18 protein-coding genes are annotated in these 19,478 nt (G+C 46.4%); 9 read left to right on the top strand and 9 right to left on the bottom strand.

Going from position 1 to position 19,478, the window contains the following annotated elements:
* Positions 1 to 356 precede the first annotated feature (356 nt).
* Positions 357 to 731 carry an SDR family oxidoreductase gene (locus tag AAKU61_RS13590; RefSeq protein ID WP_354333022.1) on the top strand — a complete coding sequence of 125 codons (375 nt, stop codon included), beginning with the start codon at positions 357 to 359 and terminating at the stop codon, positions 729 to 731.
* 225 nt (positions 732 to 956) lie between these two features.
* On the opposite strand, the gene AAKU61_RS13595 is transcribed toward AAKU61_RS13590, so the two are convergent.
* From AAKU61_RS13595 to AAKU61_RS13605, 3 genes are all read right to left on the bottom strand, one after another.
* Complete coding sequence (locus AAKU61_RS13595; protein WP_354333024.1) at positions 957 to 1,334, bottom strand: 2OG-Fe(II) oxygenase family protein; 378 nt, start codon at positions 1,332 to 1,334, stop codon at positions 957 to 959.
* Between the two features lie 31 nt (positions 1,335 to 1,365).
* Positions 1,366 to 1,887: a GNAT family N-acetyltransferase gene (locus AAKU61_RS13600; protein ID WP_354333026.1), complete on the bottom strand. Its 522-nt coding sequence runs from the start codon at positions 1,885 to 1,887 to the stop codon at positions 1,366 to 1,368.
* Positions 1,888 to 1,960: 73 nt separating this feature from the next.
* Positions 1,961 to 2,422 (bottom strand): thioredoxin family protein, encoded by a 462-nt coding sequence (locus AAKU61_RS13605; protein ID WP_354333028.1) that lies wholly within the window; start codon positions 2,420 to 2,422, stop codon positions 1,961 to 1,963.
* 107 nt (positions 2,423 to 2,529) lie between these two features.
* On the opposite strand from AAKU61_RS13605, the gene tsaB reads away from it, so the two are divergent.
* The 4 genes from tsaB to AAKU61_RS13625 all read left to right on the top strand — a co-directional run bounded on the left by tsaB (position 2,530) and on the right by AAKU61_RS13625 (position 5,904).
* Positions 2,530 to 3,264 (top strand): tRNA (adenosine(37)-N6)-threonylcarbamoyltransferase complex dimerization subunit type 1 TsaB, encoded by a 735-nt coding sequence (tsaB, locus tag AAKU61_RS13610; protein WP_354333030.1) that lies wholly within the window; start codon positions 2,530 to 2,532, stop codon positions 3,262 to 3,264.
* Complete coding sequence (rimI, locus tag AAKU61_RS13615) at positions 3,264 to 3,719, top strand: ribosomal protein S18-alanine N-acetyltransferase (RefSeq protein ID WP_354333032.1); 456 nt, start codon at positions 3,264 to 3,266, stop codon at positions 3,717 to 3,719. The genes tsaB and rimI overlap by 1 nt, the downstream gene beginning before the upstream one ends.
* 251 nt (positions 3,720 to 3,970) lie before the next feature.
* Positions 3,971 to 4,843, top strand: a complete 873-nt coding sequence (locus tag AAKU61_RS13620) for a uracil-DNA glycosylase (protein ID WP_354333034.1) — start codon at positions 3,971 to 3,973, stop codon at positions 4,841 to 4,843.
* A 44-nt stretch (positions 4,844 to 4,887) separates the two neighbouring features.
* The gene (locus AAKU61_RS13625) at positions 4,888 to 5,904 is read left to right on the top strand and encodes a DUF1853 family protein (protein ID WP_354333036.1); all 1,017 of its coding nucleotides are present in this window, start codon (positions 4,888 to 4,890) and stop codon (positions 5,902 to 5,904) included.
* 62 nt (positions 5,905 to 5,966) lie between these two features.
* Here AAKU61_RS13625 and lplT read toward each other — a convergent pair whose 3' ends face one another.
* Positions 5,967 to 7,247 (bottom strand): lysophospholipid transporter LplT, encoded by a 1,281-nt coding sequence (gene lplT / locus AAKU61_RS13630; RefSeq protein ID WP_322118543.1) that lies wholly within the window; start codon positions 7,245 to 7,247, stop codon positions 5,967 to 5,969.
* A gap of 315 nt (positions 7,248 to 7,562) precedes the next feature.
* Here lplT and radA point away from each other — a divergent pair, with 315 nt between their 5' ends.
* Complete coding sequence (gene radA, locus AAKU61_RS13635; RefSeq protein WP_354333038.1) at positions 7,563 to 8,948, top strand: DNA repair protein RadA; 1,386 nt, start codon at positions 7,563 to 7,565, stop codon at positions 8,946 to 8,948.
* 187 nt (positions 8,949 to 9,135) lie between these two features.
* Here the strand turns inward: radA and hpnE are convergent, their stop codons facing one another.
* Both hpnE and hpnD read right to left on the bottom strand, forming a co-directional pair.
* A complete protein-coding gene (gene hpnE / locus AAKU61_RS13640; protein ID WP_354333040.1) occupies positions 9,136 to 10,515 on the bottom strand; it encodes a hydroxysqualene dehydroxylase HpnE in 1,380 nt (459 codons plus the stop codon).
* Positions 10,508 to 11,341 carry a presqualene diphosphate synthase HpnD gene (gene hpnD / locus AAKU61_RS13645; RefSeq protein ID WP_354333042.1) on the bottom strand — a complete coding sequence of 278 codons (834 nt, stop codon included), beginning with the start codon at positions 11,339 to 11,341 and terminating at the stop codon, positions 10,508 to 10,510. Before hpnD ends, hpnE begins: the two co-directional genes overlap by 8 nt.
* A gap of 348 nt (positions 11,342 to 11,689) precedes the next feature.
* Here hpnD and AAKU61_RS13650 point away from each other — a divergent pair, with 348 nt between their 5' ends.
* Complete coding sequence (locus AAKU61_RS13650; RefSeq protein WP_354333044.1) at positions 11,690 to 12,559, top strand: hypothetical protein; 870 nt, start codon at positions 11,690 to 11,692, stop codon at positions 12,557 to 12,559.
* 167 nt (positions 12,560 to 12,726) lie between these two features.
* Here AAKU61_RS13650 and AAKU61_RS13655 read toward each other — a convergent pair whose 3' ends face one another.
* The 3 genes from AAKU61_RS13655 to hpnC all read right to left on the bottom strand — a co-directional run bounded on the left by AAKU61_RS13655 (position 12,727) and on the right by hpnC (position 14,731).
* Positions 12,727 to 13,431 carry a M24 family metallopeptidase gene (locus AAKU61_RS13655; RefSeq protein WP_354333046.1) on the bottom strand — a complete coding sequence of 235 codons (705 nt, stop codon included), beginning with the start codon at positions 13,429 to 13,431 and terminating at the stop codon, positions 12,727 to 12,729.
* A 119-nt stretch (positions 13,432 to 13,550) separates the two neighbouring features.
* On the bottom strand, positions 13,551 to 13,811 hold the full coding sequence (locus tag AAKU61_RS13660) for a hypothetical protein (RefSeq protein ID WP_354333048.1): 261 nt from the start codon (positions 13,809 to 13,811) through the stop codon (positions 13,551 to 13,553).
* Between the two features lie 110 nt (positions 13,812 to 13,921).
* Positions 13,922 to 14,731 (bottom strand): squalene synthase HpnC, encoded by an 810-nt coding sequence (hpnC, locus tag AAKU61_RS13665; RefSeq protein WP_354333049.1) that lies wholly within the window; start codon positions 14,729 to 14,731, stop codon positions 13,922 to 13,924.
* Between the two features lie 344 nt (positions 14,732 to 15,075).
* Between hpnC and AAKU61_RS13670 the strand changes: the two genes are divergently transcribed.
* Together AAKU61_RS13670 and AAKU61_RS13675 are read left to right on the top strand one after the other, a co-directional pair.
* A complete protein-coding gene (locus AAKU61_RS13670) occupies positions 15,076 to 16,281 on the top strand; it encodes an efflux RND transporter periplasmic adaptor subunit (RefSeq protein WP_354333051.1) in 1,206 nt (401 codons plus the stop codon).
* Positions 16,278 to 19,370, top strand: coding sequence for an efflux RND transporter permease subunit (locus AAKU61_RS13675; RefSeq protein ID WP_354333053.1), 3,093 nt, complete (start codon positions 16,278 to 16,280; stop codon positions 19,368 to 19,370). The genes AAKU61_RS13670 and AAKU61_RS13675 overlap by 4 nt, the downstream gene beginning before the upstream one ends.
* Positions 19,371 to 19,478: the final 108 nt, after the last annotated feature.

The raw sequence follows: 19,478 nt of genomic DNA on the forward strand, positions 1-19,478 counted from the left end.
AATGCAAATCCGCAGTTGAATCTGCAACACCCGCAGAGTCCATAAACTCCGGCACATATCGCCACACGATTATGCGAAGCAATAAGGATTTTTCACAAATCCCATATTCATATAGCAAAAGAGATTTTTTATATACGTATGGAATTACTTAGCAGATTGTGACTGGTGATATCTGCTGCAGTAACATTTAGACGACATAGAGCACAGAGAAAAATTTATTTTGTGCTCAGAAAAGGAAAGATTTTCTTATTTTTTTTACGTGATTGTATAAATCGATGCTGAAGGATTTAAGGCAGTTTTCAAGCTCGTCGTTCCTCTATTTGAATGACGAATTTATCACCAGACAGGAGTCATTCATGAGCAATAACATCGATAGTAAAGTTGTCGTCATTATGGGTGTCAGCAGCGGTCTGGGTGAAGCGAGCGCTATTCATCTTAGTGCGCTTGGCGCAAAAGTTGTACTTGGTGCGCGACGGGTTGAACGCATTAATACCCTGATAGATCAACTCGCACGCAAGGGTGGGCAAGCACTTGCACTGGAACCCCACGTCACTCAGCGTGATCAGGTAAAACAGATAGTCGAGGAGGTTGCGCAAATGTATGGACGCATCGACGTGATCATTAACAATGTCGGATTAATGCCGCAACCGTTACTAGAAAATCTGATGATCGATGACTGGGGTTGGACGATCGACGTCAATATCAAAGGCGTTTGTCGCATTCGCGCTTAGTCAACCCGAGGACGTAGACATCAACGAAATTCTGTTCAGACCCACATTGCAGGCTTATTAAGCATTTTTTGTTGCTCATTGCAGACGTCTCAAAATGGATATCACGCCAAATTATGGTCGCTAATTCATTTTTATGAAAATGTGGAGTGAGTATATTGAAATATGCTAAGTGATTGTTGTTCGGCCTGTGAAACTAATCGAGCGTCCCACCGGTTTTCAATACTGCTAACGATGCCGCACCCAACCTATGCTTAGTACATAGCGTGACCCTTTATTTACGCGAGTAACGCTGTGCTCGCATGCATCGGGTCTAAAGTACTTGATGCGGGCAGATTCAAAGATGGGCGAGGCGCAGACAAATTCGCCTCCCGATAAAGCGCGCTTGACGACAATATTAAGTCGGTAGTGTTCTCCGGATGAGACAGCATCGACATGAGGTGCTATCTCTGCTCCTTCAGTAAATCGTAAGATATACATATCTAAAGGCAGTGGCCACAAACTTTGTAGAAGCAACATTTTGTCGTATCCAGACATTTGACGACCGCGTTGCCAACGGAACGCTGTTCTAAAGTAGGTTCGGATTGCAGAATTATTTTTCGCCATGATCTGCTCTGATTAAAATAGGAGCTTCAAATTAATATGTCCAATCGTCTCTCAGCAAAGAACACACACAACTATCATGGTACTTTCCACCCATAAAAAGATACTGACGTAATGTACCTTCATATCGAAATCCGGCTTTTTCCGCTACTCGCTTGGAACCTTTATTTTCAATTGAAGCGATGATCTCTAAGCGATTAATCGGGCGTGAACGAAAAAGGTAGTCTGATAATAGTTGAACTGATTCGCTGACGTAGCCTTGACCACGAGAATTTTCATCAAAAAGCCAATAACCAATTTCACGGGTATACGGTGTGCGTATAGTAAAGTGCACAATTTCGCCTTCGACAATATTGTTCTTCCCGACGATGAGTAGTCTTTCATAATCATCCTTAGAGAAACCATTTTCCATGAATTCTTTGCGGATATTGACCGGCGACTTTACGCGGTGGGGAAATTGGTCTCCGCGGTTATCGACTCTACAAACCATTTCAAGATAGTGTTGTAAATCATTTTCATTAAAATAACGAATGCTACAAAGTTTTCCTTTAAGCATAAGGTGTTCCCCTTTTTTGCTACGTCGTTGTGTTGAATGCTTAATGTGACATCAATGCCGCACAAGTCCAGCTTCAAGCATCATTAAGAATCAGCTGGCGCAAGCTCCAGCCGATCGGTATGCCTTGATGTGCGGTGGATTTTGTAGCGGCTGTGTCGTTCTGGGTAGTATTCATGGCGATCTTGCCAGCCTCTTGCTGAGTACCAGTATGAGACGCCATGATGGACTTTAACAAGCGATGCAATTGCATGGTGTCTGGCAGCATGGTGCCAAAAAAATGCACTGTGTCTTGATGTTGTATCAGGATGGTAGGGAAGTTTTCAATATCGATTTCGTCCACTAAGTGCGCCTGATCTTCTATGTCTATCCAGGCGAAACAGACATCGGGATATTGTTCGGCTAATTGATCGAATGCGATCCGATAAGCTGTGCAGGTGTCGCACCAGGCTGCGCATAAGCAGGCCACTAGCCATTGTTTGCTCGTTAATTGGCTTTTGATGAGTGCCAAGTCTTCAGTGTTCGTTGCTAAGTTCATGCCTGACATTTTAACCGAACTGATGTTATTCCGGCTTGGCGCGCTTGATTTATGCGGATTCAAAGATCAGAGTTTGGGATTGCCTTCGCGCCCTGTAAAATACGGGCATGACAACACTTCTTGCTATTGAAACTTCGACAGAACTTGCTTCTGCTGCTTTACTAATCGGCGATACCCTGATCAGTCGTGAACTGACGGGGGTACAGACCCATTCCCAAGGTATTTTGCCTGCCATACAATCCTTATTGCTGGAGGCAGGTTTGTCGCTAAAACAATGCGACGCGATTGCTTTTGGTTGTGGTCCCGGGGCTTTTACTGGTGTGCGAACTGCATGTGGGATCGTGCAAGGCTTGGCTTTTGGCACCAACTTGCCGATATTGCCCGTCGTGAGTTTGCAGGCGATGGCAGAATCTGCGCGCCAGCAACATGTCTTATCAAATGATGTCGTTGATTATATTGCGGTACTTGATGCACGCATGGGCGAAGTGTATTGGGCGCAATATCGCTATCTAAACAGCGTATGGCAGGTGATAGTAGCGCCGACTTTATCAAAAGCGGAGGAGGTCAGGGCTGTCGTTGATAGCGACTTATTAGATAGTAGCTCGCTGGTATTTGCGCTTGGGCAAGGCGTTGTGCTGCCTGAAAATGTCAGCATGGCTGAATCGTTTTCGGCACATCTGCACATAGCTTGCATGCCGCATGCAAGGCAAATAGCGCAACTCGCTTTACCAGATTACCTTGCGGGACGCGGTCTGGATGCATCGCAAGCGCAGCCGCTGTACTTGCGTAACAAAATCGCACTGACTACCGCAGAGCGCATGCAATTGAAAGCGGCGAGCTAATGCAAGGCAACTTGATTTTTAGCCGGCTTGGTTTTGAGGATATCGATGATGTCTTAGCGATAGAAAATCAGGTCTACTCACATCCCTGGTCGCGCGGCAATTTTTTAGATTCTTTGTATAGCGCTTATCATTTGACCGGTTTGCGTGATCCGTCGGAAAAACTGATCGGCTATTTTTTATTAATGCCTGTCGTCGATGAGATGCATTTGCTAAATCTTGCCGTAAGTGCCGAGCATCAGGGTTTGGGTTATGCTCGTTTGATGTTGGACAATATGGTAGCAATGGCACGGGAGAAGCAGTGTCTGGCGATTTTGCTAGAAGTGCGGATCAGTAATCAGCGCGCGATTGAGGTGTATCAGCGGTATGGCTTTAAAGAAATCGGTCGTCGCAAAGCCTACTATCCCGCCCACGACAATCTGCGTGAAGATGCGATTGTGATGCGAATAGAGTTGTAAATCTCGTTATTTTAAATTGTAGTGAATTATGATACTGATGGTGAGTATATTTAAGTTGTCCATAGAATCATTCGACAATAAGGCATTTTTGGTAAAAATAATGGGGAGTATATTTAATTTGGGGGCAGGATTTCGCAATATCCCAAACGCCGCTGCTATTTTTATCATAAATTAGACTCGTTTCAACTTTATTCAATCTTATCTAATTAGCTATCAACTAAGTCGTCAACTGAGCCGTCAACTGAGCCATCATGAACACCCCAGAACATAACAATCCAAAGCAACACGATGCAATGCTGGCAGAGCTGGGTATCGGACCTGTCTGGAAATTGCGTGAAACTAACGTCGATGCTGATGCCCATTCTGGCATTGACGCTGCGCAGGCAGGTGCCATCATATCGCCGGAAATCATTGCCCGCGCTGGTCGCGAGTCTGATCTATCGTCTGAGCAATCCCCAGATCAAGCACACCGGTCATTAACAGCAATCTCAGTCAACCCATCAACGCCTACTGCCGAACTTGATTGGGGTGCATTAGAAGCCAGAGTTTCTAACTGCCGCGCCTGTCATTTGTGCGAAGGTCGCGCCAAGACGGTGTTCGGTGTCGGTGATCAACATGCGAAGTGGTTGTTTGTTGGTGAAGGGCCAGGCTATAACGAGAATTTACAAGGGCTACCTTTTGTCGGACCCGCTGGGCAGCTACTAGACAACATCCTGCGCGCTTTGGGTATGCAACGTGGCGCCGATACTTATATCGCCAATATCGTCAAGTGTCGTCCGACCGATGCCCAGGGCAAGGACCGAGCGCCCGCACCTGAAGAAGTCGCTGCCTGCTTGCCGTATTTAAAGCGCCAAATCGCATTGATACAGCCAGAAATTATCATTGCGCTGGGTAAGACGGCAGCGATTTCCTTGCTGGATTTAAATCCTGAAACTCCCGTCGGAAAGTTGCGTGGCTCGATTCATCATTATCAGGATTTACCTTTAGTCGTGACTTATCATCCAGCGTATTTACTACGTAAGCCAACTGAGAAAAGTAAAACCTGGGAAGACCTTTGTCTGGCGCTACAGGCAATCGCACAGACCTCTGCGGCGGCATCGTCGACTATGTTGGCATCGACTTAATGCTATTAATTTTTTGGAACTGAGTTTTTTGAAACTGAGCTTGGATGCAAACCTACCAGAAACAGTTTCATCAACAATGGCAGCATCTGCAAGACCCGCATGTGCGCGCGCTGGTATGGATGCTGACCTCGCCCAACTTGCTGGCGAGCGATACCGCTGAATACGCAACACCAGATTCAACCGATCCAACAGGTTCAATCAGCGCATCCCGCTGGCATGGACAGATTGCCCGCATTGCGCTGCCTAATCCACAACAATTATTAAGCTGGATTAACCAGCTTGATCAATATCCCCAGGTTTTGCATGACGCTTTGGCGGTACACAAGCATCGCAGGCTAGGACATTATGCTGAAAACTTACTGGCATTTTTTCTGAATCATCAAAGTTTGTCTGGGCTACAAAATTTACTCTTTGCCCAAAATCTGCAAGTACAAGGTGCTAAGCAAGTGACATTGGGTGAGTTTGATTTTTTATTAAATGACGCCCGGGGATTCGTTCATTGGGAGCTGGCCACCAAGATGTATTTGTTCGTCGGTGATCTGGATCAGACCCGTAGCAAGTTTGCACTAGACGACTATATTGGCCCCAATCAGCTTGATACCTTTGCCAAAAAAGCGGACAAACTTTTTAATCAACAATTGCTGTTATCTCACCACGCTGCTGCGCAAGCTTTATTGCAGCGAGCCGTGATTAGCACGCAGGCATTGATGAAGGGCTGGTTATTCTATCGTCAACCGATTGCCTCTGCTAATGCGCCGCCAGAGATCGCGCCTGAGCACTGCCGTGGTTATTGGTGGACGCTACAAGATATGGCGGCTATGGCGATAGAGCATGGCGTGATTTTGGAGCGTATGTCATGGCTGGCACCAGCGCAAACCAAGCCAGAGCAGGTGCTGAATCAGGCAATGTTAATGGATGAAATACAGCGCCGTTTTCAATTGCAAAACACGCCGGTGATGTTGGCAATCATGCGTGAAAACGGCGATCTGATGCAGGAAACGCATCGCGGCATGGTGGTACCGGAGCAGTGGTTAGATCTTGCGCAGGAAAGATATAAGTGATCACATTTAAGTGATTAGCGTTACTTGTGCTTGACAATATCTATCTTGAAAAATGGGATTTTTTAAGGCGTTGGCTGACAAGGGTGCTTATGCTCACCAATCAAAGCAACTGAATCAAATTCCAGTTGGTTCAACTGATGTTTGCGCATCACTAAATACATCGTGCTGGCCATAAACAGACCAAACAGGATGATCACAAAATAAATACTGACGTTGAGAGAAATCAGCAGGGCATATAGTCCTAGCATAGTCAGTACGGAGAGGTTCTCATTAAAGTTTTGTACCGCGATGGAATGTCCTGCGCTCATCAACACATGTCCGCGATGCTGCAATAAAGCATTCATCGGAACCACAAAGTAACCGGCCAGTGCGCCAATTACGATGAGCAACGGATAAGCCACCCACACATTGGTGACTAAGGTCATGCTCATTACCGTCAAGCCCATCGCAATACCTAATGGCATTACCGTCAATGATTTTTTCAACGGAACAAATCGCGCTGCTGCTACTGCGCCCAATGCAATCCCGACTGCGACTACGCCTTGTAATGCTGCGGCTTTGTCTAATGGCATTTTCAACGCACTTTGCGCCCATTTCAAAACGATAAATTGCAGAGTCGCACCGGCACCCCAAAATAAAGTCGTGATGGCTAAAGAAATTTGACCCAATTTATCTTTCCATAAATTGACGAAGCAATTAGCAAAATCTTCTACCAATTTTGCTGGGTTGCGTTCTTGATGTACGTAACAGACACCGGTATCAGGTATCCGTAAATTGAATAAAGCGGCCAGAGCATAGCAGGCGGTAATCACACAAATCGCCGCTTGCGTCGCTGTAGAAATATTGAAATCGATGAAGGGGAAATCTAAGTTCAGTAACATCGCAGCATTGTGCGGATTGACTAGCGCACCACCTAATACCGTGCCAAGGATGATAGAGGATACAGTTAAGCCTTCAATCCAGCCATTGGCGGCAACTAATTTCTCTGGGGGTAATAATTCGGTCAAGATGCCGTATTTAGCTGGGGAGTAAGCTGCTGCGCCAAACCCGACGACTGCATAAGCCAGTAGAGGATGGACTCGGCAATACATTAAGCCGCAACCAAATACTTTGATCAGGTTGGTAAAGAACATGACTTTGCCTTTGGGGAGCGAATCTGCAAAAGCGCCGACAAAAGGTGCCAACAGCACATACGACAAGACAAAGAATAGTTTCAGGAAGGGAGGCATCCATTCGGGCGACTCCATGGACACCAACAAAGCGATGGCTGCAATTAATAAAGCGTTATCTGCGAGCGACGAAAAAAACTGCGCCGCCATGATCGTATAAAAACCGCGTTTCATTCTTTTTATATGCCTGTTACGTAATGTCACCGACTCGCTTTATACCATGAAAAACCAAGAATATTTGTGATTTACATGGGGCAAGTTTTACAATACTGGTTAAACTATCAGTAGTTTTGTCAATATGCCAAACTAGCTTTGGTAAGTTTAGTTTGCGATTGATTGGCAATTTATTGGCAAGCAGATTTATTGTTGCGACGCACCAAATTTAGATTGTATTGTCGCTGTAGTTAAAGCGTATTTTTTAAAGTTTATTTTTGAAGCTTATTGTTAAAGTCGACATCCACGTTTTTTGATGAATTTATTTGTTAGACCATGGCCAAACCAAAAACCAATTACACCTGTACCGAATGCGGTGGCATCGTCAATAAATGGGCGGGGCAATGTCCGTCCTGCCAGCAATGGAATACCTTGGTAGAAACCATTATCGAAACCAGCATCAATCGCTATTCTGCCAAACCACAAAGTCTGGCGCAGACTGCGCCTGTGCTGAATCTGTCTGAAATCGATGCAGAAGAAATTCCGCGTTTTGGTACCGGTATTGATGAGTTTGACCGGGTGCTGGGCGGTGGTCTGGTTGCTGGCGGAGTAGTGCTGATCGGTGGCGATCCGGGGATTGGTAAATCGACCTTGCTGTTACAGGCGCTGGCCAATTTATCTAAGGTCAAAAAAGTGCTGTATGTCAGCGGTGAGGAATCCGGCTCCCAGATCGCCCTGCGTGCAAAACGTCTGGCGGTCGATGCCAGCGACTTAAAATTGCAGGCCGAGATTCAGCTAGAGAAAATCCTCAATACGCTGGCAGACCACAAACCGCAAGTGGTAGTGATTGACTCAATTCAAACCATGTATTCGGATGCTTTAAGCTCGGCACCAGGATCGGTAGCGCAGGTCAGAGAATGCGCAGCGCAACTGACGCGGATTGCCAAGACCATGGATATCACGATGATTCTGGTCGGCCATGTTACTAAAGAGGGTGCACTGGCGGGACCACGTGTGCTGGAGCATATTGTGGACACCGTACTGTACTTTGAAGGCGATACCCATTCCAGCTTTCGTCTGGTGCGCGCGATCAAAAACCGCTTCGGTGCGGTCAATGAGCTGGGGGTTTTTGCTATGACCGAACGTGGCTTGAAAGGTGTTTCCAACCCATCTGCTCTGTTTTTGTCGCAGCACGACACGCAGGTTGCCGGTTCTTGCGTGATGGTGACGCAAGAAGGTACACGTCCTTTGCTCGTTGAGATACAGGCCTTGGTCGATAGTTCTCACGCGCCCAATGCCAAACGTTTGTCAGTCGGCCTGGAGCAAAACCGGCTGGCAATGTTGCTGGCCGTCTTGCACCGGCACGCGGGTGTTGCCGTGTTTGATCAGGATGTCTTTATCAATGCGGTTGGCGGCGTCAAAATTACCGAACCTGCTGCCGATCTGGCGGTTTTGCTGGCAGTCAATTCCTCGATGCGTAACAAGCCATTGCCGCGAGGTTTAGTCGTGTTTGGCGAAGTTGGCTTAGCAGGAGAAATTCGCCCCGCACCGCGCGGACAAGAGCGTCTACGCGAGGCCGCCAAGCTCGGATTCTCGATTGCGATGATCCCCAAATCCAATGCGCCCAAGCAGCCGATTGAAGGTTTGACCTTAATACCCGTCGACAGGATAGAAGAGGCATTGAATAAAATACGGGATGTCGATAGTTATGTAAAAGACTAGGGTAAAAGATCATGGAATATCGATCATTCTCATAACGAGTGCGCCATGCTTGGGATGTCTGTGAGAATATCAATTTCCATATACTCCCCCAATTTTTTATGAAATATGCCTTATTGTCCAAGGATTCTATGGACAACTTAAATATACTTGTTGGGAGTATATTTTATGGTGCTGTCTTTATATCGGCTTAAGACTTCGCTTGCAAACACAACTTCGCCGCTGCAACACCGCTGCGTACCGCGGCCTCCAGCGTCGCCGGATAATCGCCCTTGGTGTAATCGCCAGCGATAAAACAGTTGCTCAGGCCAAGATTATTATCCGGCCTGTCTAATGCGGGTGTGCAAGAAAACGTGGCGCGTTTTTCTGAAATAATTTGATGCCATAGTGGGTTTGTGAGCTGCGGTAGTTGGAATACCTGTGCCAGTTGTTGAGCAATAGCGGTCGCTAAGGCCGAATTGCCCAGGGCAATCGCCTGTTCAGACGCGCTGACGACTACTGCTAATAAACCGGCTTGTGATGGATGTAACTGGCCGCGATCAAAGACAAACTGTCCCCAGTGCTGCAGCTCTGCCTGGTCTAGTAGGGCAAAAAAAGCACGCGGCAGTTGCAGTGTGGTGTCGTATTGAAGATAACAAGTGGTGATAGCCTCATAGCCAAAACCAGAAAGCTGGCGGGTAGTTTCTGCTTTCAGGTTACTACCTAAAAGACGCGTCGCTTGCTCAGGATTCGTCGCTACGATTAGTGCATCAAACTCTTGCTGATGGCTGGTATCCGCACTTGTAAAATCTAATTGCCAGCCGTGCTGTGCGGTGGGCGTGATGTGCTTCACGGTGGTGCCTAAGTGCACATTGCCACCCGCCGCTTCAATCCATTGTCTGGCTTGTTCAGGGAAGAGGGCGGACAAGTCTAGTTTGGGCAGCAGCATGTCGGATGCCGCTCGTTTTGCTCCCAGACTATCGCGTAAAACATTTAAAAATACTTGTGCCGAGGCGCGTTCTGGCGGTGTATTTAAGGCAGCAATACACAAGGGATTCCACATTAGCTGGCATAGCCGGTCAGTCTGATCAAAGCGCTCCAGCAGCTCGGTCACGCGGCAATCTTGATTCAGCTGCCATCCCATCCAGCGCGCTGTCGTTGAGAATCTGGCCAGCGCGAGTTTATCTTGTTTATCCAGACCTTTAGCGCGGAATAGCGCCAGCAGCAAATGCAAAGGCGCGGGCAGTTTGGGCGCGATAAATTGCATGCCATCGGTGTAGTTTGGATAAACCATCTGCAAGGGCAAGCGCAAAAGCGCCGCGTCCAGATTAATCCCGACTTTGCGCATGATCGCCAGGCTGGCGCTGTAAGCACCTAGCAAAATATGCTGGCCGTTATCCAGCGCATGTCCATGCAAATCCACCCGCCGCGCCCGGCCACCCAAGGTGCGTGCCGCTTCAAACAAGCTCACTATCGCGCCTTGGCTGGCAAGCTCAGTGGCTGCTGCGCAGCCTGCCCAGCCAGCACCGATTACGGCGACGTGTCGAGCAATTCGTAGATTTTGTTTGCGATTGATCTCGAGCTTAGCCACGGATGTAAGTTTTCCAGGCTAGCCAGAGTTTGCGGATGGGTGTCAGCGAGATGCGCTGTGTCAACACTTTAAAGTGGTCGTCTTTAATTTCTACCAGCAAGGCGCGATAAATGGCGGCCATAATCAGACCGGTGCGCTGCGCTTTACGATCTTCCGCAGGCAGCAGGGCAAAGGCGTCGTCATAGAGTTGCTGCGCCCGTTCGTACTGGAATTGCATGAGAGCTTCAAATTCAGGGCTGTGGCGCGCATTCAGAATGTCGGCGGCGGTGACTTTGTATTGTTGCAACTCATTGACTGGCAAATAAATCCGACCCTTGCGCGCATCTTCACCGACATCGCGAATGATGTTAGTCATCTGGAAAGCCAGCCCTAATTTTTCAGCAAATTGTTTGGTTTGCGGATTTTTGATGCCAAAAATACTGGCGGACAAAATACCGACGACGCCAGCCACATGCCAGCAATATTTTTGCAGACCGATAAAATCGAGATAGCGTGTCTGGTTTAAGTCCATCTCCATGCCATCAATGATCGCCAGCAAATGTGCTCCATCCAAAGCATAGGTTGCCATGTGCGGCAATAAGGCTTTGGTGACGGGATGGGTCGGCTGTTTATTCAGCATGGCTTGGATTTCACCACGCCACCAGCTGAGTTTGCTGCGGGCAATGCCATCGTCTGTACTCTCATCCACGACATCATCGACCTCGCGACAAAACGCGTACAGCGCCGTGATGGCTAAGCGTCTTTCATTCGGTAGAAATAAAAAACTGTAATAAAAACTGGAGCCGCTTTGTGCTGCTTTTTGTTGGCAATATTCGTCTGGAGACATGCTAAGTGAGTGAGATTGTCTGTAGAGGACTTATGAGTCCGCTGTTGGCTACGTGCAATGCAGCAATAAGCCCGTATGTTATCCGAAGTGACAGAGACTACAAATAGACAAGGCAGAATTAGCGGGTGGGGCGTTGCTTTAATCGGTGTTGCGATGCGCTTTTAGTAAATTAATCGAATGTTTTGACTTAGAAATACATGTAATGCTTTGTAATCTGATGCGGTTTTTTGTATCTGGCTCACGCTTTTTTCGTCAAGCTCATATACCATTACGCAATTACTCAAATTAAGCAGTGTATATATTGCAATATTATTGGGTTTGATTGATTTTGACCAAATGGAATAGCGAATGAAAATGATGAAAAAAACGAGCATGATTCTTTTAGCTAGTAGCTTGCTGCTCGCCTTGGCAGCCTGTGGTGGCTATGTGTACACAACGGTCGGCGGCACTGTCACTGGTCTGGGTAACAGCGCTGCGGGGACGTCAGGTGGTACTTTAAAATTGAGGAATGAAGGTAACTTTGTTCAACAACTGACAGTGGACGGCCCTTTCTCGTTTAAAGTCGCGAGTAATGCGAGTTATACCATCAGCGTTTTGCAACAGCCAAACCAAGTCAATTGCACGGTCGCCAATGGCACAGGCACGATGACTAGCGATGCTGCGGTGAATAATATCGCAGTGACATGCGCACCTAAAGTGCCTGTAACTGCGACCGTCTCTGGATTAACTGCTGGTTCATTGTATTTGTATAACAATGCTAACGTTAATTTTGATGCGTTGACATACACCACGAATATCGCGGGCACTTTTCCATTTTATATTCCAGATGGTACTGCTTATGCAGTAACCGTTGGTTTGCAACCTGCAGCGCAGACTTGTACTGTGCAAAACGGGACGGGCACAGCTAGCATTACTAATCCACTACCTGCTGCCAATGTGCTGGTGAACTGCGTGCCGAGTGTACCGGTTTCTGTTGTATTGACTGGTTTAGCAGCGGGCAAGACGGTTGTTGTTACCAACGGTTCAGATCCTTTGTTCCTGACCTTAGGTGCCAACGGTACTTTTACTTTCTCGAACTCTGTATTGGATGGTCAGCCGTATGCTGTAACGGTGACTACACAACCAGTCGGACAAACTTGTACCGTGGTTGGCGGTACTGGCACTGCACAATTGAGCAATCCGACCGGTGCAAGCAATATCCAGATTAATTGTATTTAAAGTCTGACTTTAAGCGCGCATAGACCTTAGCGGGCGGTTGCTAGCTAAGCTCTGTAAACGAAGTTCTATAGCTGAGTTATACAATTAAGCTTAATAAAGAACTCTCGCAAAAGTAAAAAGCCGATGTCTGTAAAGATATCGGCTTTTTTTATGAAGCAGGTTAGCTTTTATACGCTTTCGAGTGCGCCGTCCTGATTGAAGAAAAACATATCCTCATGTTTAAATCCCCAGCGCCCACCTTTAAGCCTGACAAAAGGCTCGAAGGTAAAAAATGGCACATCTCCCAAACACAAAGTATTACTGGTCTGGATATATTGTCGTTCATCCCGATTAGTGGCAACGCTGTGGCCTACATTGCCGCGGTAATCTAAGTTCACAAAACCACTCTCGCGTATGCGCACGTTGGCCCATTCAAACAACTGTTCAAACGTGGTGTTCGGTTTTACGAAGCGCGGCATTTGCTGGTGTAGCTGGTGCAAAAAATGTAAGCCATTTTTAAATTCAAGCTGCTTAGGTTTTTCGCTGAGTTTGCCATCTTCGATGACAAATGAGCGAGCGTAATCTCCCCAGCAATTATCTTTGACCGGACTGAGGTCTATCGTAATCAGGTTGGACATGCCAACCGCTTCCTCACTCGCGCTGTAGTTGTTGCCAGCAATAGATACGCAACTTCTGGACCCCAATAACACCAGGGCAGGGCATTGGTAATACCAGGTTTCCGGGTAACCAGATTCAGATAACAGGGCGTGTGCTTTTGCCGCAAGACTCTGCTCGGTATCTTCTGGCGTAATTAAGGACCCCAAACGCGCCAAAGCGAACTTAGCCGCATGTTGCGCTTTACGGTGCTCTGCAATTTGCAGTTCGGTTGGCATGAGCTAGCTCTTAATGATGTTGAGTTGCGGGTTGATGTACCAAGTGATGTGCCAGATGGTGTATTGGCCGGATAGTGTGATGCGTCAGCAGATTAAAAACAGGATCTGATTTGCCTTACTTATTTTTTACCGCTGCCTGTCACCGCGTGTACCCCAGCCGCCGTTACATCAACCGCAGTACCCACCACCGCACTACCTACTTTGACCGTAGTAGATACCGCCGCGTCTGCAATTGCGATTACGGTGCATCCACTGGCACTCAGACTGCCAAGCAACATGCTGAGGCAACATAATAAGCGGGAGGAAAAAAGAGGAAAAGAATTTCGCATCATCATGCCCGAAAAGAAAATTGCATCGTATTGATCATTGGTGTACGACATGGTATCCGCATAGTAAGGTGCTGTACGCGCCAAAGCTATAATAATTTTGCAACAGCCTGTAATTTATTTGTACTACTCACGCGTACAGAGTTTGTTTTTTACCCCGACGCTTACATCCAGATTGCGCGCCAGGCAATCACCAACCAATCACTTTTTCCTATGGATGGACGGTGCCTAAAAACATCGCCATGAACAGCGTCAATTTTTTCCAAGATACGTAATCCGCCTTGTACAACAAGACGTAATTCCCAACCTATCCTACCTTTTAAACGCTTACATAGCGGGCTTCCGCTTAACATCATCGTACGTGCTCTGTCGGTTTGAAATCGCATCATTTTCTGCCAATTTTCGTTTACTTGCTCATTTGCTATTTGTTGTTCGGTAATACCAAATTGCGTCAGGTCGTCTAAGGGTAAATAGATTCTTTGTTTATGCCAATCGACAGCAACATCTTGCCAAAAATTGATTAGTTGCAGCGCAGAGCAGATTGCTGCGGAGTCTTTTAGATTGTCCGGTGTTGTCGCCTTATAGAGATGCAACATGAGCGTTCCGACAGGATTGGCAGAGCGTCTGCAATAATCTAATAACTCAGTGAAGCTTTGAAAGCGGGTAATCACCACATCTTGTTTAAATGCGGACAGCAAGTCCCGAAAGGCTTGTAAAGGCAGGCGATGTTGCCCAATATAATAATTAAGCTTTTGAAACAAGCCAATGTCACTTATTTCATTTAATTCTATTTTGGTCAATTCCGTTTCATATTGGTTAAGCGCAAACAAACGTTGTTCTGCGGTTGCATCACCTTCATCTGCGATGTCGTCCGCCGTTCTGGCAAAAGCATAAATAGATTCAACTGCTGGACGTAAGTGTTCGGGCAGCAAAATTGAGGCTACAGGGAAGTTTTCGTAATGATCTACTGGCATAGCATTGGCTAAAATTGCAATAAAAAATAAATGACTCTAAAGTCATTGGCAAAAAAATGTTGCGCAACTATAATTACTAACCGTTTAGTCAGTAACTGATTGGGTCACTTTAAATGATATTCAAATAGTCTACCCAAAGTATTTTGTCTATCCGTTAGCAGTCAGTAAGTGTTTTGTCATCCATTCCGTTAGAACGTTTAAAAAAAGCTGGAATAAGATTTGAGCAAGACGTAAATAAGATTTAAGCAAGATTTAAGCAAAACTTAAAAGTAACAAATTTTGATTGCCATCCGGCAAACGCATATTCTTGGTATTTACAGCCAGCATAGTAAAGGAAACCCCTCGTGCCAACCGTACAAAAAAACTATTTCACCGAGTTCACTGGTGCGAACAAAGCATCTGGCATACGTTTATCTATTGCAAAACATACTCTTGTACTCGGTGTGAGTACCGTACTGTTGTTGATTGCATGCTCAAAGCCAGCAGAAAAAGTAGAAGATATTCGTCCAGTACGCGTCGTTAAAGCTAGTGCAGATAGCGCTGACTCGGCTACGGAATTTTCCGGCGAGGTGCGCCCACGGATAGAGTCACGCCTTGGTTTTAGAGTGGCAGGTAAAATCGTTCTCCGCAAAGTTGATGTGGGTAACTTGGTAAAACGTGGTCAGGTATTGATGCAGCTTGATCCGCAAGACCTGGCGTTAGCGCAAACGCAGGCAAAAGCTGGATTAATGGCGGCGGAGAGCAATCGTGATTTGGCCAGAGCAGAACTCAAGCGTTATCAAGAATTGCGACAAAAGAATTTTGTCGCTGCTACTGTATTAGAGTCCAAAGAAACGACTTATAAAGCGGCTCAAGCGAGTTATGAGCAGGCGCAGGCATCATATAAAAATCAGGTCAATCAATCTGGTTACACGACCTTAATTTCTGACGTAGATGGCGTGGTTACCGGGATTGATGCGGAGGTAGGGCAGGTCGTTGCAGCAGGTACACCGGTAGTGCGCGTCGCGCAATCCGGTGAGATGGATGTGGTTGTAGGTATTCCTGAGGATAAAGTAAATACGATACGCCAAATTTCTGATATCCGGGTACGTTTGTGGGCAAATCAAGGCGAAGTGTTAGAGGCGAAGCTACGTGAATTGTCGCCAATTGCTGATGCGGTGACTCGCACTTATACAGCCAAAGTCGCTCTTCCGGCTAACTCTAAAGATGTCAGATTAGGCATGACTGCTTACGTCACTTTCTCTGCTAAAACGCCTAATGCAATGATACGTCTACCGATGACGGCATTATTTAACGATAAAAATATGACTTCGGTATGGATCGTTGAGGGTGGTGCGGTTAAATTAGTTCCAGTCACCATTGCGGGTTCTGCCGGACAAGATATATTGGTTGCCAAGGGTGTTTTAGCAGGACAAATTGTCGTGACAGCTGGTGTGAATTTATTAAAAGTCGGACAAAAAGTATCGATTCTTGGAGGCGAGCTTGCGAGTGCCAGTCCAACTACTGATTCTGTTAAAGCAGCTAGCGATGCAGCAGGAGTGGCTAAATGAGCGATTCCTCCCGAGGTTTTAATTTGTCGCGGTGGGCTCTGGAGCACATTCCATTAACACGTTACTTAATCGTGGTGCTGTTATTAGGCGGCATTTTGAGCTATGGACGGTTGGGACAAGATGAAGATCCTCCATTCACTTTCCGTAATATGGTGGTTAGGGCCGTTTGGCCTGGTGCAACTGCTTTGCAGATGGCGGAACAAGTAACCGATAAACTTGAGAAGAAACTACAAGAGACGCCTTATATAGACAAAATACGCAGCTACTCTAAGCCTGGTGAGACCCTCATCATTTTGCAATTACGCGAATCGACCCCGCCAAAAGAAACCGCACAATCCTGGTATCAAGTCCGAAAAAAAATTGGAGATATCAGCAGCACTTTGCCATCTGGTGTGCTCGGCCCATTTTTTAATGATGAATTTGGTGATACCTACGGATCTATCTTTGCTCTGTCTGGCGATGGATTTACCTATGAGCAGGTCAAAGAATATGCGGACTTTGTACGTCAGCAATTTTTGCGCATACCGACAGTTGCCAAGGTTGAGTTGTTTGGCGTGCAGGATGAGAAAATCAATATTGAATTTTCTCAAAAAAAGTTTTCTCAGTTAGGAGTTTCTTTTGACACGATTGTTAGTCAAATTAATTCCCAAAACACGATTAATGCCACAGGTATTCTAACGACCGCAGCAGATAATTTGCAGGTCAGGATTTCTGGTGCGTTAATGACAGTAAAAGATCTGGAAAATCTGCAATTACGCGCCAATGGAACCACTTTTCGTTTAGGTGATTTTGCGACAGTTAAGCGAGAGTACAAAAATCCTCCACAGGACAAAATGCGCTTCAACGGTAAAGAAGTAATTGGTCTTGGTATTTCCATGGAGCGGGGCGGGAATATTATTGACTTAGGTAAAAATCTCGAAAAAGCGACAGCCGAGGTTAAGAGTAAATTACCTGTTGGTATTCAGATTGAGCGCGTTTCTGATCAACCTAAAATGGTTGCGTCTTCTGTTGGCGAGTTTGTCCATACTTTAATTGAGGCCGTGGTTATTGTCTTGGCGGTGAGTTTTCTCGCTTTGGGTTTGCATACAAAACCATTCCGGTTGGACGTGTGGCCTGGCTTAGTCGTCGGCTTGACTATTCCTTTGGTGCTGGCAGTAACGTTTTTGTTTATGCGGATATTTGATATTGACCTGCATAAAATTTCTCTAGGCGCCCTGATTATTGCACTCGGACTGTTAGTCGACGACGCCATTATTGCTGTTGAGATGATGGTGCGCAAAATGGAGGAGGGCTTCTCTCGTTTTGATGCCGCGACTTTTGCTTACACTTCAACTGCGATGCCGATGTTGACCGGAACCCTGATTACGGCGGCGGGATTTTTGCCGATTGGTTTAGCTAAATCGGCCGCGGGGGAATACACATTTTCGATGTTCTCAGTAAACACGTTAGCTTTGATTATCTCTTGGTTGGCGGCGGTATTATTTACTCCTTACCTTGGTTACTTGCTACTCAAGGTGAAGCCATCCTCTAATGCTGACGGTCATCATGAATTATTTGACACACCATTTTATTCACGTTTCCGTAAGCTGGTTACCTGGTGTGTCGAATGGCGAAAAACCACCATCCTCATTACGCTTGGTGTCTTTGGCTTAGGTATTTTCGGTTTTAAATTTATTGAGCAGCAATTTTTCCCTGATTCTAGTCGCCCTGAACTGATGGTGGAGTTGTGGTTGCCAGAAGGAAGTTCCTTCGCGGCGACCGAGGCGCAGGCTAAAAAGTTTGAGCAGTTCATTCAAAAACAAGAAGGTGTTGAGAGCGTGACCAGCTATGTTGGTACTGGCAGTCCACGTTTTTATTTGCCGTTAGATCAAATCTTCCCTCAGACGAATGTGGCGCAAATCGTTGTGCTGCCAAAAGATCTTGAGGCTAGAAACGCGCTACGTTTAAAAATCGTCAACGTGTTTAAAGTTGATTTTCCTGAAGTACGTGGACGCGTTAAGGTGTTACCTAGTGGTCCACCTGTTCCTTATCCTGTGCAGTTCCGCGTGACAGGTTTAGAAGTCGCCAAGGTTCGTGAGGTGGCAGATCGGGTTAAAGATGTCATGCGCGCCAATCCTAATGCTATTGGCGTCAATGATAATTGGAATGAGTCAGTGAAGGTTGTGCGTATCGATTTGGATCAAGATAAATTGCGTGCCTTAGGTGTTACTTCACAATCAGTAATGCGGGCGGCGAATACTATTTTGACAGGTTCAACTGTTGGACAATTTAGGGATGGCAATAAGCTCATTGATATCGTGGTTCGGCAACCTGTTGATGAGCGATCTACTATCAATGCGTTAGGCGATGCAAATATTCCTACGGCGAGTGGTAAGTCTGTTCCCTTATCTCAAGTAGCAAGAATTAATCTGGTTTGGGAGCCTGGTGTAGTCTGGCGCGAGGGACGGGAGTGGGCAGTTACGGTTCAGTGTGACGTTGTCGATGGCATACAGGGTCCGACGGTTTCCAGCCAGATTTCGCCTAAGTTAGAGAAAATTCGCTCTGAGTTATTACCTGGCTACAAAATTGAATTGGCTGGTGCAGCGGCAGATAGTGGGAAAGCGCAAGAATCAATATCGGCAAATGTACCTTTAGTGATATTCATTATTTTTACTTTATTGATGTTGCAATTGCATAGCTTCTCACGTTCTTTATTGGTATTTTTGACTGGGCCACTTGGTATTGCTGGTGCAGCGATGGCTTTATTACTGTTGCATAGACCGTTCGGCTTTGTTGCGCAGCTAGGAGTGATTGCCTTGTTTGGAATGATTATTCGCAATTCGATTATTTTGATTGATCAGATTGAGCAAGATATTCAAGCAGGTGCTCCCGCTTGGGACGCGATTGTGGAGTCGGCTGTGAGGCGTTTCCGTCCAATTATTTTGACAGCCGCCGCAGCAGTTTTAGCAATGATTCCATTGTCCCGATCAGTTTTTTGGGGGCCAATGGCGGTCGCGATCATGGGTGGGTTGATCATTGCGACAGCTTTAACTTTGCTGTTTTTACCTGCTTTATATGCTGCTTGGTTTAGGGTGAAAAGACCTGTTTGATAGGCTCCGTTTGTGGGTGCGAGTCGGGCTTGCTACTATTTATATAGTGAGCCTGACTAGATAATTGCAAATCAAACTCTAAAAAAGAGCCACATCCGATTAAAATCC

Origin of the sequence: Undibacterium sp. GrIS 1.2, from assembly GCF_040544435.1 — a bacterium.
In the GTDB taxonomy this organism is placed as follows: Bacteria; Pseudomonadota; Gammaproteobacteria; order Burkholderiales; family Burkholderiaceae_D; genus Undibacterium.